At 38.9% G+C, this 13,582-nt stretch carries 14 protein-coding genes; 7 read left to right on the top strand and 7 right to left on the bottom strand.

Features of this window, described 5'->3' with window-relative positions; translation table 11 throughout:
* Positions 1–132 precede the first annotated feature (132 nt).
* From BLR60_RS06110 to BLR60_RS06085, 6 genes are all read left to right on the top strand, one after another.
* On the top strand, positions 133–1,911 hold the full coding sequence (locus BLR60_RS06110; protein WP_090497854.1) for a DUF885 domain-containing protein: 1,779 nt from the start codon (positions 133–135) through the stop codon (positions 1,909–1,911).
* A gap of 275 nt (positions 1,912–2,186) precedes the next feature.
* A complete protein-coding gene (locus BLR60_RS06105; RefSeq protein ID WP_090497852.1) occupies positions 2,187–2,738 on the top strand; it encodes a cupin domain-containing protein in 552 nt (183 codons plus the stop codon).
* Between the two features lie 68 nt (positions 2,739–2,806).
* The gene (locus tag BLR60_RS06100; protein ID WP_090497850.1) at positions 2,807–4,036 is read left to right on the top strand and encodes a serine hydrolase domain-containing protein; all 1,230 of its coding nucleotides are present in this window, start codon (positions 2,807–2,809) and stop codon (positions 4,034–4,036) included.
* A gap of 4 nt (positions 4,037–4,040) precedes the next feature.
* A complete protein-coding gene (locus tag BLR60_RS06095; protein ID WP_090497848.1) occupies positions 4,041–5,024 on the top strand; it encodes a hypothetical protein in 984 nt (327 codons plus the stop codon).
* Between the two features lie 20 nt (positions 5,025–5,044).
* Complete coding sequence (locus tag BLR60_RS06090) at positions 5,045–5,350, top strand: YbaB/EbfC family nucleoid-associated protein (RefSeq protein WP_090497846.1); 306 nt, start codon at positions 5,045–5,047, stop codon at positions 5,348–5,350.
* A 74-nt stretch (positions 5,351–5,424) separates the two neighbouring features.
* Entirely contained in the window at positions 5,425–6,102 is a 678-nt protein-coding gene (locus BLR60_RS06085) for a metal-dependent hydrolase (RefSeq protein ID WP_090497844.1), read from the top strand.
* Positions 6,103–6,396: 294 nt separating this feature from the next.
* Here the strand turns inward: BLR60_RS06085 and BLR60_RS06080 are convergent, their stop codons facing one another.
* The 4 genes from BLR60_RS06080 to BLR60_RS06065 form a co-directional block, all read right to left on the bottom strand.
* Positions 6,397–6,738, bottom strand: a complete 342-nt coding sequence (locus BLR60_RS06080) for a hypothetical protein (protein WP_090497841.1) — start codon at positions 6,736–6,738, stop codon at positions 6,397–6,399.
* A gap of 183 nt (positions 6,739–6,921) precedes the next feature.
* Entirely contained in the window at positions 6,922–7,392 is a 471-nt protein-coding gene (locus BLR60_RS06075; RefSeq protein ID WP_090497838.1) for a hypothetical protein, read from the bottom strand.
* A 63-nt stretch (positions 7,393–7,455) separates the two neighbouring features.
* Positions 7,456–10,266: a DNA polymerase I gene (gene polA / locus BLR60_RS06070; protein WP_090497835.1), complete on the bottom strand. Its 2,811-nt coding sequence runs from the start codon at positions 10,264–10,266 to the stop codon at positions 7,456–7,458.
* Between the two features lie 95 nt (positions 10,267–10,361).
* Complete coding sequence (locus tag BLR60_RS06065) at positions 10,362–11,060, bottom strand: CPBP family glutamic-type intramembrane protease (RefSeq protein ID WP_090497833.1); 699 nt, start codon at positions 11,058–11,060, stop codon at positions 10,362–10,364.
* Between the two features lie 56 nt (positions 11,061–11,116).
* On the opposite strand from BLR60_RS06065, the gene BLR60_RS06060 reads away from it, so the two are divergent.
* Positions 11,117–11,797, top strand: a complete 681-nt coding sequence (locus tag BLR60_RS06060; RefSeq protein ID WP_090497831.1) for a hypothetical protein — start codon at positions 11,117–11,119, stop codon at positions 11,795–11,797.
* A 36-nt stretch (positions 11,798–11,833) separates the two neighbouring features.
* Here the strand turns inward: BLR60_RS06060 and BLR60_RS06055 are convergent, their stop codons facing one another.
* The 3 genes from BLR60_RS06055 to BLR60_RS06045 form a co-directional block, all read right to left on the bottom strand.
* Positions 11,834–12,376 carry a GNAT family N-acetyltransferase gene (locus tag BLR60_RS06055; RefSeq protein WP_090497829.1) on the bottom strand — a complete coding sequence of 181 codons (543 nt, stop codon included), beginning with the start codon at positions 12,374–12,376 and terminating at the stop codon, positions 11,834–11,836.
* A complete protein-coding gene (locus tag BLR60_RS06050) occupies positions 12,376–12,963 on the bottom strand; it encodes a DNA-3-methyladenine glycosylase I (protein ID WP_090497827.1) in 588 nt (195 codons plus the stop codon). The genes BLR60_RS06055 and BLR60_RS06050 overlap by 1 nt, the downstream gene beginning before the upstream one ends.
* 221 nt (positions 12,964–13,184) lie before the next feature.
* Positions 13,185–13,538 carry a carboxymuconolactone decarboxylase family protein gene (locus BLR60_RS06045; RefSeq protein ID WP_090497825.1) on the bottom strand — a complete coding sequence of 118 codons (354 nt, stop codon included), beginning with the start codon at positions 13,536–13,538 and terminating at the stop codon, positions 13,185–13,187.
* Positions 13,539–13,582 lie beyond the last annotated feature (44 nt).

The raw sequence follows: 13,582 nt of genomic DNA, 5'->3' as shown, positions 1-13,582 counted from the left end.
AATTTCACAGTTTTCAGTTCACACTGATCATATATTATAGCCATCCTTTTTGGATGGCTTTTTTGCGTTTAAGGCTTTTCGTAAATGGCGACTTAATTTCCTATTTTTGATTAGAACCTTAACTCAAAATAAATGAAAAAGATATTTCTTTTTGCTGCCTGCATTACTGTAATGCTTGCCTGTAAGCAAAAAAACAGTCCTGATAATGGCGCAGAAAACAAAGCCTTTGCGGCCCTTTGCGAACAATATTATCAGGATGGATTAAAAATAAACCCTTTAAGTGCTACCTACATTGGAGATGAACGTTACAATGATCTTTTGGCAAATGACGGATCGCAAGCCTATTTAAAAGAGTTTAAAAGCTACAATCAGCGTTATCTGGATAGCCTGGGTAAATATGACCGCGAAAATTTAAATGCAAACGATAAATTATCTTTCGATTACCTGAAAGATCAACTGGAAATTAATCTGGAAGGGTTAAAATATCATTCTGAATACCTCCCGTTTAACCAAATGTTTGCATTACCCTTAACCATCGGCCAATTGGGTTCAGGCACAGGTGCACAACCATTTAAAACGGTAAAAAATTACGAAGATTGGTTAAAACGTGTTGATGCATTTTCGGTGTGGGCCGATACGGCCATCGGAAATTTTAAAAAAGGTGCGTCAGCAGGCATTGTATTGCCAAAAGCATTGGTGATAAAAATGATTCCTCAAATGGAAAGCATGGTGGCAGCCAAACCCGAAGAAAGTTTATTTTACGGGCCAGTTAAATTAATGCCAGCAAGTTTTTCTGCGGCAGATAAACAAAAGTTGACAGAAGCGTATCGCACATCAATTAACAATGTAATTATTCCTACCTATAAAAAATTGGGCGACTATCTACAGAACGAATATCTGCCGAAAGCAAGAACTACCTCAGGCTATTCGGCTATGCCCGGCGGATTGGCCTGGTACACTTATCTGGTAAAACAACAAACCACCACGAACAAAACACCGGAAGAAATTTATCAAACAGGTTTAAAAGAAGTTGCCCGGATTAAGGGACAAATGGATAGCATCAAAAACTTGGTTGGCTTTAAAGGCGATTTAAAAGCCTTTTTCGAATACATGAAAACGGATAAAAAATTCATGCCGTATAAAACACCGCAAGAAGTGCTGGCCGCTTTTGAAAATATCCACCAACGCATGAAACCGAATCTGAAAAAGATGTTTGAGGTAGAGCCTAAAACGCCTTTCGAAATCCGGCAAACAGAAGCTTTCAGGGCTGCATCGGCCAGTGCCGAATATAATCAAGGTTCTGCAGATGGCTCACGGCCAGGGATTTTTTATGTACCCATTTTAGATGCGAAAACATTTAACACCACTTCGGGTATGGAATCGCTGTTTCTTCATGAAGCTATCCCCGGCCACCATTACCAGATTTCTTTAACGCAAGAGAATAAATCGTTACCTAATTTCCGCCGTTTTGGCGGACATAATGCCTATGTAGAAGGTTGGGCCTTATACTGCGAGTCGTTAGGGAAAGAACTGGACCTATATCAGGATCCTTACCAACACATGGGTGCTTTGGGCGATGAGATGCACCGGGCCATCCGTTTAGTGGTTGATGTAGCCATCCACACCAAAAACATGAGCAGGGAGGAAGCTATAAAATACATGACAGACAATGAAGCAATTAGTACGGAAGGTGCCACCGCAGAAATTGAACGTTATATGGGCATACCTGCACAGGCTTTAGGCTATAAAACCGGAGCTATGAAAGTAAGGGAATTGAGAAGCAAATATGAAAAGGAATTGGGTCCGAAGTTTAAATTAGCAGCTTTTCATACCGCTGTTTTAAAAGATGGATCTTTCCCCTTATCTGTTTTTGAAAATAAAATGAATGCCTGGGCTGCAAGCCAGAAGTAGATATATTCCTCATTGTGTAAAGTTGTTCAAGAAGTCGTCATTTCGAGCGAAGTGTAGCGCAGCCGAGAAATCTGTCTAGATAGATCTCTCCCCGCCTGTACGGGCAGGCATTCCGCGATGCTCCAGTCGAGATGACGACAAATTTTATATAAATCTGCGTATCTTATCTGTGAAATCTGTTGGAACCAACCGACCAAATCACTATCATCCCAATTCATCAAATCTCGAAACCCTTTTCCAATTCCTTTGTTAATGATTAAAACACCCTGAAAATCATGGACAAAGAAAAATTGATACAAGAAGCTTATCTGGTTGCACATAAGATAGAAGAGAATGGCCATTTCCCGAATAATCCAAATTTGCCACTGATGATTTACAAAGGCACCTTCAGGTTGCATCCTGATGATACTGAAGAGGTAATTAAAAAGGTTTTTGCACAAAATGGCTACACCAATTCCTGGGTAGATGGTATCTTCGATTATCACCATTACCATAGCAATACACACGAAGTAATGGGCGTATTTTGCGGCAAAGCTGATGTGCAGTTTGGTGGTGAGCACGGTGTTTGCATCGAGTTGGATAAAGGCGATGTGATTATCATCCCGGCAGGTGTAGCGCATAAAAAACTAAACTCAACCGATGACTTCACGGTTGTTGGGGCATATCCGAATGGATCAGATTACGATATTAAATATGGCAAGGCTGAGGAGCGTCCTGAAGCAGATGAAACCATTGCTAAAGTGAAAAATCCAGATAGCGATCCTGTTTATGGAAGCAAAGGCCACTTATTTGAATGCTGGTATGGCCAAAATTGCGAAAATGTGTAAAACTCTTTTGTTGCAACCGTCTAAAATTCTTTAATTTTCGGGTTTTAAATACACTATCCCTAATATAAATGAATTTTCGATACATATGTTCAGCATTAGCCCTCTCAGCCACTTTACTAACTGCTTGCTCCAGTAAAAAAACTGAAGAGAAAAAGGCAGCTGAAAAAAAAGTACGCACCAAAGAAGACGATAAGGCAGACAGCCTTTTATTGGTTTATAACCCGCAAAAAGGCGACAAATGGATTGCAGATTTTGTAGATAATCTTCATAAAAAATATGGCTTTAACGGGAATATGCTGGTGGCAAAAGATGGGAAAATTCTTTACGAAAAAGCGATCGGATGGGCAGATTACCTTCACCGTGATAGTTTAACCATCAATTCAGAGTTCGAATTGGCTTCCATTACCAAAACTTTTACCGGTACAGCAATTATGCAACTGGTAGAAGCCGGAAAACTTTCGTTAAACGATAATGTAAAAAAGTTCTACCCTAACTTCCCTTATGATGGCATTACGGTAAAACTGCTGCTTTCGCACCGGAGCGGTATGATGAATTACGTATATTTTATCGATGATATCTGGCGTAAAGAAAAACGCAACATGAAAAAAGGCGTTACCAACCAGGAAGTAATGAATGTTATTGCCGAGCGTAAACCTAATCCATACACCAAGCCAGATAACCGTTTCCATTACAACAATTCAAACTTTATGGTATTGGGTGCCATTATTGAGAAGGTAACCGGACAGCGTTACTCACAGTATATGATGGAACATGTATTTAAACCAGCCGGATTAAAACATACACACGTATACAGCACAACGGAGTATGAAAAAATTCCGGTTGATGTAGTTGGCCACGATCGTACATGGCGTTATTCTGTAGCACAGAACTTTTTAGATGGTCCGGTTGGAGATAAAGGCATTTATAGCACCGTACATGATTTAGTGCTCTTTGATAAATATTTAAAGAATGGCAGATTATTGACCAAAAAGAGTCTTGATTCTGCTTATGTAGGTCGCAATAAGCCTGTAAATGGCCATTTTAACTATGGTTATGGCTGGAGAATGTTCGATGGTGAAAAAATGGACAAAGTGGTGTACCATACAGGTTGGTGGCATGGTTTCCGCCATATTTATGTAAGAGATCTAAACAAAAACATTGTTATTGTGTTTTTAGGCAACCTGACCAACGGAAGTTTAATGCATCTCGACGATCTTTATAAACACTTCGACATGCCAATTATCCGTAAGGGTGCATACCATGGCAACGGCAGTTTGCCTGGTTCAGACGAAGATTAGATTTATGGCAAAAACAAAATGGATAATCGGACCGGGTACATTAACCATCTATCCTAAAAGGAATTTAAGGATTATTGGTATTATTTTTTTTGTACTATTTGCAGCCTTCATTTTCTTTTTATCAAGATCAATGCAAGGTTATTCTACTGGTTTTACTTTCGGGTATTATGGCGTTCTTTTATTGATTCCTTTAATGCTGATCTTTGCTGCCGAAACAAAGGTAGTTTTTGACGGAAGCAGCAGGATTTTATACAAGAAGATTGGATTTTTACCGACTGGGTCGATTCCCTTTGATGATATCGCCTCAATAGAACCATACGAAATTTTAGGAAGCGGCTTTAATTATAAACTGTTCAGAAAAAGTAACAGGCATGGAAGAGGTTTACTGGTTTCTGCCGGATATAGTAAGGCTACTAATGCCAATCTCATTGCTTATCAGCAGGAGGTATTACCAAAAATTGATGAACTCGTGTTCGCCAATGCACCAGTAATTTATAAACAGGCCATTTACGACTTTAAATTCTTCAGAGAAGAAGGTGGTGTTTACCTCTTGCGGGATAATAAGATAGGGAGTTTTATTATTGGATTGATTTTTATCGGCGCTACCGTTGCCATATTGTTTAGCCCCGATTTTTTGGCAAACGAAGGATCTATTCAAAAAATACTTCTCACCTATTTCCCGGCGGCGATAGGCTTCGCGCTTCTTTTTGCAGCAACCTCCAATATTCGCTTTGATAAAAGCCAAAGAATGATTATCCGCTCAACCTTTGCAGGCCGTGTGGTAAAAGAGTATCCTTTTGATGATCTGATCCGCTTTCAGGTTATCCGGAAAACTACCAATCTAATTTATTCTGGTACCGAGGTTAGGGCGGAGATTTTTTTGCCTGCCAAAAACAAAACAACCATCTTAAACCTTAAAAGCTTTATAGGCACTAAAAAGATTGAGCGCTTCCTTGATGAGGCCAATACGATTTTAGGCCGAATTTAGTTTCATTATAAAAAACGATTATGTTCGATAAATTATTTGCGGCGCAACAAAAAGCCGAAGAAATTAAAAAACGCCTGGATACGATCTCGGTATATGGAGAAGTTGAAAATGGCGCCATCAAAATTACTGCAACGGCAAACAAAGCCATTACCGGGGTTGCTATTGATGAAGAATTTTTAAAAGGTGCTGACAAAGAAGAACTGGAAGAACTGCTGCTAACCGCTATTAACAAAGCCATGGCAAGCGCCGAGCAAGTAAGTGCAGCCGAAATGCAGGCATCGGCGCAAGATATGCTGGGTGGCTTGGGCGGTATGTTTGGCCAATAAGGTGGTTACACTAAATCGATCTTGATCCGCGTTTAATACCTGACACTAGAATCTCATCACTTGATATTGTAATTATGAAATATACCTATTACGGCCAATCCTGTTTCTTGTTGGAAGCAGCTGGTAAAAAACTATTATTCGACCCATTTATATCACACAACCCAATAGCTAAAAACATAGACACTACAGCGATAGAGGCTGATTATATTTTGGTGAGTCATGGCCATGCAGACCACGTAGCCGACTTAGTTACCCTGGCTAAACAAACACAGGCTACGGTTATTGCGATGCCTGAGATTATCGACTGGATTTCAAAACAGGGCATAGAAAAAGTGCACGGAATGAATTTTGGTAAATTCACTTTCGATTGGGGAGTTGTACGAATGGTACCCGCCACACACTCATCTAGTTTACCTGATGGAAGTTACGGCGGAAATCCTGCTGGTTTTGTGCTTGAAGTAGACAGCAAACAAATTTATTTTGCAGGCGATACGGGTTTAACCATCGAGATGAAAGTTTTAGCTGAGATTTACAACCTGGATTATGCCATCTTACCAATTGGTGGGAATTATACCATGGATGTGGACGATGCTTTAATTGCGACCAAATATTTCGATTGCGACAAGGTGATCGGCGTACATTATAATACTTTCCCGGTAATCGAAATTGATACCCAGACTGCTTTAGATAAATTTGCACGCGAAAAGAAAACCTTATTACTACCAGCAATTGGTGAAACCATAAGTTTATGATCTCATGCGGATTACAAATCCGCGTTTCAAAGGCCGTAATTACAAATCAAGGCCAACGAAAATATTTTGATGATTTACCTGATATGATCGTCATGCTGAATTTATTTTACAAGTAGAAGTTAGTATTTTCAATTGTCTTGTAGCTACTGCGTGGTCAGCATCTTTCCAGCTATTAAGACCCTGAAATAAATCCGATAGCTATCGGATCAGGGTGACGCTATTAATATTAAATTATCTTAAACAAAAAAGGGCCTCCAATTTTCATTGGAGACCCTTCAAATTATAAACCTGAACCTAGTTCTTTTTAGCAGCAGCTTTGTTTGTTTTGTAACGCATATCTGCAGTTCCATCTTTTTTAGTTGGACCAGCAACTTTAGTTACTGCTTTTGCTTTATTTTCTTTAAAACGCATATCTGGCGTACCATCTGCTTTTACCTTAGTAGCCGTAGTAGTGGTTTTTGTCTCTACTTTTTTAGCCTCTTGTTTTGCACCCGCTTTAACCGGTGCTGTGGTTGTTTTTACTTCTTTTTTTGCAACTGTTTTAGCTTTAGCCGGAGTTGTTGTTGCTGGTGTTTGAGCAAATGCTGTTGTTAAACCAAATGCTGCGATTGCGATTAAACTCAATAACTTTTTCATCTTTTTTAGATTTGTTTTTAATTGTTATGAAGCTTCTTCGTTTCACTCCGAGGTTTCATAATTTCTGATTTTCGTTTTACTCGTTTATTTTTAATGATATAAAATTCCTAAATCGATATGAAGTTTTAATGAAGATCATAAAATTTGATCTGTTTGCGATCAACAACACCTTTATTCCACGGTTTAAGCCTTTAATCTTCTGAAAACAAGCCTGTAGCCAGTTCTACTTCCTGTAGCAACAATATCAGTGATAGAATCCATACCCCTTGCTATCGCTTTATCCTTTTTACTCTTGAGGTTAAAATCTGATTTGCAGGTTTCGCTTATCGAAATTGAGTTATTGGCCGGATTTACTACTGTAAAATAAATATTTCTGGTATAAGAATCCTGATCTTGGGAATAGACCGAAATGGATCTAACCCTATTGTTGACTATTTCCACGTCAATAGAATCAATAGCATTTAAATAGGTTGCAGTCTTCTCTGCCATTAAGGTTTTTGCCGCCTGATCTTTAACTGTAAGCCCCTTAAGTAGGTTTACAGTTTGCATATCTGTGCGAACCGTTTCTTGTATTTTCAAAAATGATGTATCTGTTTGGGCAACAGAAAGCTGAACCGTAAAGCATAATAACAAAAGAGATAAAACAAAATTCATTTTAAAAGTAATATGATTAGGTAAAAATTTAAAGTTGTCCAAAAATATGCTGCAATGTCGTTATTAATGTGCAGCCAGCCAATTTTCGCCCTCACCAATTTCTACCACAATTGGTACAGTTAATTTAATCGCATTAGCCATTTTATCCTGGATAATCGACTTCATTGTTTCTTTTTCGGATTTCAGTACATCAAAAACCAACTCGTCATGTACCTGCATGGTCATGGTCGATTGTAATTTTTGCTCTTTCATCTCTTTATGGATATTAATCATGGCAATCTTGATCATATCGGCCGCAGAGCCCTGTATGGGTGCGTTAATGGCATTTCGTTCGGCAAAACCCCTTACTGTTTGGTTAGCCGAGTTAATGTCTCTCAAATAACGTCTTCTCCCCATAATGGTTTCTACAAATCCATTCTCGCGTGCAAAATTCATGGTATCACTCATGTAACGCTTAATGCCAGGGTACTGTGCAAAGTACTGTTCAATAATCTCGGCTGCTTCTTTACGCGGAATACCTAAGTTCTGCGATAAACCAAAGGCAGATTGACCGTAAATGATGCCGAAGTTAACCGCTTTGGCATTTCTGCGTTGCGTTCCATCTACTTCTTCGATACTTACACCATATACTTTAGCCGCTGTTGCCGTATGGATATCGATTCCTTTGTTAAAAGCATCGAGCATATTCTCTTCCTTACTGATTTCGGCAATAATGCGCAATTCTATCTGCGAATAATCGGCTGATAACAAAATGTGGTTTTCATCCCTTGCAATAAAGGCTTTACGCACTTCTCTTCCACGTTCTGTACGGATGGGGATATTCTGTAAATTCGGGTTATTAGAGCTTAATCTTCCCGTTGCTGCAACAGCCTGATTGTAGGATGTATGCACCCGCCCAGTTTTAGGGTTGACCATGAGCGGCAATGCATCAACATAGGTTGATTTTAGTTTCTGTAACTGGCGGAAATCTAAAATATCCTGTACAATATCACTCTTATTGGCCAGGGCTGTCAAAACGTCTTCTCCAGTTTGGTACTGACCTGTTTTAGTCTTTTTAGCCTTAGGATCAAGCTGAAGTTTATCAAATAAAACCTCTCCCAATTGCTTTGGTGAAGCCAGGTTAAATTTTATTCCCGCTTTGTCGTACACATTCTGTTCAAACTTGATGATTTCGGTCTCCAGCTCTTTAGAATAAGCCTGTAAAGTTTCGATATCAATGCGAACTCCTTCTTTCTCTATATCTGCCAATACATAAACCAAAGGATTTTCAATTTCTTCGGCAAGTTTGGCTGCATTTAACTCTTTTAATTTCGGTTCAAAAATATGCGCCAATTGCAACGTTACATCGGCATCTTCAGCAGCATAATCTACCACATCCACTACAGGAACATCGCGCATGGTAAGCTGATTTTTACCTTTTGGCCCAATTAACCTGGTAATAGAAATTGGGGAATAACCAAGATAGTTCTCTGATAGAACATCCATCCCATGGCGGGTATCCGGATCGATTAAATAGTGCGCCAGCATGGTATCAAAAAGTTTTCCTTTTACCTCTACACCATACCATTTTAAAACCAGAATATCGTATTTGGTATTCTGACCGATTTTCTCAATATTCTCATTTTCCAATATCACTCTAAACTCATCAACAATTAACTGGGCTTCTTCTCTTTCTGCAGGAACCGGAATATAATAACCTGTTCCAGGTTTAACAGAAAACGATAAACCCACTAAATCGGCCATGTTTGCATCAGTACCTGTGGTTTCGGTATCGAATGAAATCCGCTTTTCAGCAAGTAACAATTTAATCAGATCGGCGCGCTGCTCAGCCGAGTCAACCAGCTGGTAATCATGTTCGGTATTTTCAATGGTTTTAGCCGGCAGTTTTTCTTCGGGCTCTTCTTGCAGCGTATTGGTATACTGGATGGCTTCTCCTGATTGATTGCCAAATAAATCTGTCTGTGTGCCCTCTTGAAAGCGTGCTGTGGTTACCGAAAATTCATCACCAAATACCCTGCGACCTAATGTCCTGAATTCTAGCTCAGTAAACAACGGCTCTAATAAATCCCTGCTCGGATCGCAAAGTTCTAAACTGGCTTCATCCAGTTCGACCGGAACATCCAATAAAATCGTGGCCAGTTTTTTGGATATTAAACCTTGCTCTGCGAAATTTTCTACGTTTTCGCGTTGTTTTCCTTTTAGCTCATGCGAGTGCGCAATAATGTTCTCCATCGAACCGTATTGTTTAATCAGCGCTTTTGCGGTTTTCTCCCCAATACCCGGAATACCCGGAATATTATCTACGGCATCTCCCCATAATCCCAGGATATCAATCACCTGCAATACGTTTTCGATCTCCCATTTGGCCAACACTTCTTTTACCCCTAATATTTCCATATCATTACCCATACGGGCAGGTTTGTAAATAAAGATATTTTCAGAAACCAACTGGGCAAAATCCTTATCAGGTGTCATACAATAAACCTGATAGCCCTTTTGTTCTGCTTTTTTGGCTAGTGTACCAATAATGTCATCTGCCTCGTAACCATCAGAGGTAATTACAGGGATATTAAAACCGGTAATCAATTTAAGTACATAAGGCATGGCTGCAGCCAGATCTTCGGGCATGGCCTGGCGGTGCGCTTTATAGGCTTCGAAAGAGGTGTGTCTTTCAGTAGGTGCATCGGTATCAAAAACCACTGCAATGTGCGTTGGTTTTTCCTTCTTCACAACATCCAATAAGGTATTGGTAAAGCCCATCACTGCGGATGTATTGATGCCTGTTGAGGTAAAACGCGGATTTTTACTGAGTGCAAAATGCGCCCTGTACATTAGCGCCATACCGTCTAGAAGAAAGAGTTTTTTATTATTCATGTGATTTCACCGATTTAATGATAGCACCGATAAATGAATTTACCGGATGATAAAAGTAACCAAAGTTAAAGGTTTAGAAAAGATATAGTTTCAATTTAACTGAAAAAGAACTCTAGTAATATCATTATAAAATTAAAGATGCTGTGTAGTAAGATGGAGTAGATTAAACCATATTTAATTCGCATATAGCCCATAGATAGTCCGGAAAAGAATTGCGAAATTACAAATATAATGAAGACCGGATCGCTAAGCGTTAAGTCTTTAATGTTGGTTAAATGGATTAAACCAAATATGATGGCTGAATAATAAAAGAGGTATCCAAAAGATTGCCGCTGGAAAACCACCTTTTTACGGATATTCATTCTTTTAAAATATCCGCGTATAATGAGGGATATGAAAAAGAAAAAAGTATAAATTGGCCATTTTAGAAAGGGGCTGTTTATAAAATAATCGGCTATTAAGGCTAAAGTAAAACAAACAAAATATATGGGTAGGTATTTACTTCTTAAATGCCACCTAAACAATGATTCTTCTAATAAAGGAGCTAAAATACAAGCAGTAAGCAGCGCTACAGTTAAACCGAGTTTTTTCAGAATATCGAATTTTTCAACATATTCATCTATAATTTCGAAATGAATCAGCGTATAATAAATGCCCATTGTTATGCCGGCAAATAATAAATCGAGTATAATCAACCATACTAGATCTCTCCAAAGAGATTTATTATCTTTACTGAGTTTTAGAAGTTTTGGCTTTTTTAAGAAATCCCAAAATGCTGAGAGCGTTTCAATCATTACTGTTTTGGATATTATTTTTAAATAATTTACGTTGTATCCGATATTGCTAACTTATGAAGATTTTTAACCTTTTTATTTTATTTTTTTCAATAACGTTTACCACCTATGCCCAGGATTTTATCGTTAAAAATAATGACGATGTCATCCGCGGAACCATAAAAGGCACGGATTATTTTTCTGTTTTTATTAGTGCCAACGATGAAGCCGATGTGATTTTGCCAGCAAAGGATGTTAAAAATTTCTTCTGGAATGGCGATAGCTTTGTGAGCAAAGGCTTTGCAAATGGGCGCAATTTCGAATATCGTTTTGTTAAGGTAATTGAAATGGGAACCGTAAATCTTTATTCTTTTGGTGGCGGAACCCTGGTTCCACAGGCAAAAGAGAAAAAGGTAAAATTCAGACCTTCAATTGGGATTGGAACAGGCACCGGAGGTTTTGGTGGCATGGGTATGGGCGGGGGCATTAGCATCGGCGGCGGACGTAATGCCGCACCGGAAAGACCTGCAGGCGCACCCACTGTTCGCTACTTTATTGAGAAACCTGGCGCAGGGCCATTACAGGAAGTACCGATGAAAGCAATAACCGACGACACCAAAAAAATGGAGGTTAAAAATATCCTGTTGCAGAAAATAGGCGATCAGCCTGCTTTAAAAGCTAAAGTTGAAGCCGGAACAGATTTTAATAGCAGAGATGTTATTGAATGGGTAAAGGAGTATAATGCTACAAAAAAATAAAATCAGGATTAATGAAGTTTGGGATGGAAAAATCGTTTAAGTAATATCATTAACCTTAAGTTTTATATAGATTTCTAAACTGATAGACTCATCATTTTTAATTTCGTAACCCTTTAGCGTTTCTTGATAATCAAAACCAATTTTTTTTAGTACCTTTTTGCTGTTCTCATTTTCTGTTTCAACCATGGCCTCGATTTTCCTTAAACCTAAATTCTCAAAGGCATAATTGCAAATGGGATTTGCTACCTCTTTAACGATTCCTTTCCCCCAATGTTCTGGCAACAGCCAGAAACCTATTTCAGCCTTTTGATCTGATTTATTTAGATCATTAAGTCCTATTCCACCTAAGAAAGTCAGTCTCTCCTTATCACAGATTGCCCACCAAATGCCTGTTCCATTCTTTTGAATTTCGTCAAACCATATAAGTTGATCTTTGGTGTGGGACAGGCTCATATAGCTTACCCCATAATAACGAATGACATCTGGATGGGATAATCCTTTAAAAACAAATGCCAGGTCGCTAGCGCAGAACTGCCTTAATAAAAATCTTTCCGTATGCAGTGTAAAGGAATCAAACATTATCTTGCACAGCAGTTTAACAAATGATCGTTTACCATGCCCGTTGCCTGCATAAACGCATAGCAGATGGTTGTGCCAAAAAACTTGAAGCCACGTTTTTTCATGTCTTTACTGATCTGGTCGGATAGTTCGGTTCTTGTCGGAACATCGCTCATTTTTTCAATGTGGTTTAAAATGGGCTTACCATCAGGAACAAAACTCCACATGTATTTAGAGAAGCTGCCAAATTCTTGCTGAATCTCCATAAACAGTTTGGCATTGGTAATGGCACCATTCACCTTTAAACGGTTACGGATAATACCTTCGTCGTTCATTAACCTTTCTGCATCTTTTTCGGTAAAAGCAGCAACCTTATTCACATCAAAATCTACAAAAGCTTTACGGTAGTTTTCGCGTCTTCTGAGAATGGTAATCCAGCTTAAACCAGCCTGTGCGCCTTCGAGGATTAAAAATTCAAATAAAATTTTATCATTATAAACAGGCTTTCCCCATTCTTCATCGTGATATTTGATGTAGAGGAGATCGGAAGTGGCCCAGCTACAGCGGACTACGGAGTCCTTAGTCGTGAGTCCAGAGTCGTGAGTCATATTATGCGAATTGAGTTGGGAGTTTTTAGTTTGAAACTTCACACAGGTTACATTTAATGGTAGGTTTGTTTCAAGGGTTTCGTACTTCTCAAAGAGAAATCTCAAATGGAGATCGTCACCCTGATCCGATAGCTATCGGATTTATTTCAGGGTCTTTATCTCTAATTGATTTTCACAAAAGATGCTGAAATAAATTCAGCATGACGTGTACACTGAAGATTCTAAACTCCCAACTCCGAACTCAACTCATCCCAATACTCTACAGCCCTCCTATAATGCGGTATTACAATGCTACCACCAACCAGGTTGGCGATCATGAAAATTTCGTTCATTTCATCATGATTTACGCCGGCATCGAAACATTTGCCCAGGTGGTATTTAATGCAATCATCACAACGCAAAACCATAGAAGCAACAAGACCCAACATTTCTTTTGTTTTAACATCTAAGGCTCCATCGGCATAGGTGGTTGTATCAAGGGCAAAAAAACGCCTAATATTCGTATTTGCCGTTTCCATAATCCTATCGTTCATTTTTTCACGATAGCCGTTAAACTCTTCTACAAGCTTTCCCATATTTTAAAAATCTTTTTTAACTGTTATTTGTTAAGGCTATAAAC

It is taken from the genome of Pedobacter terrae, assembly GCF_900100705.1.
Lineage (GTDB): Bacteria > Bacteroidota > Bacteroidia > Sphingobacteriales > Sphingobacteriaceae > Pedobacter > Pedobacter terrae.
The sequence above is the reverse complement of the archived record's forward strand: the minus strand, read 5'-3'. Positions and strand labels throughout refer to the sequence as shown.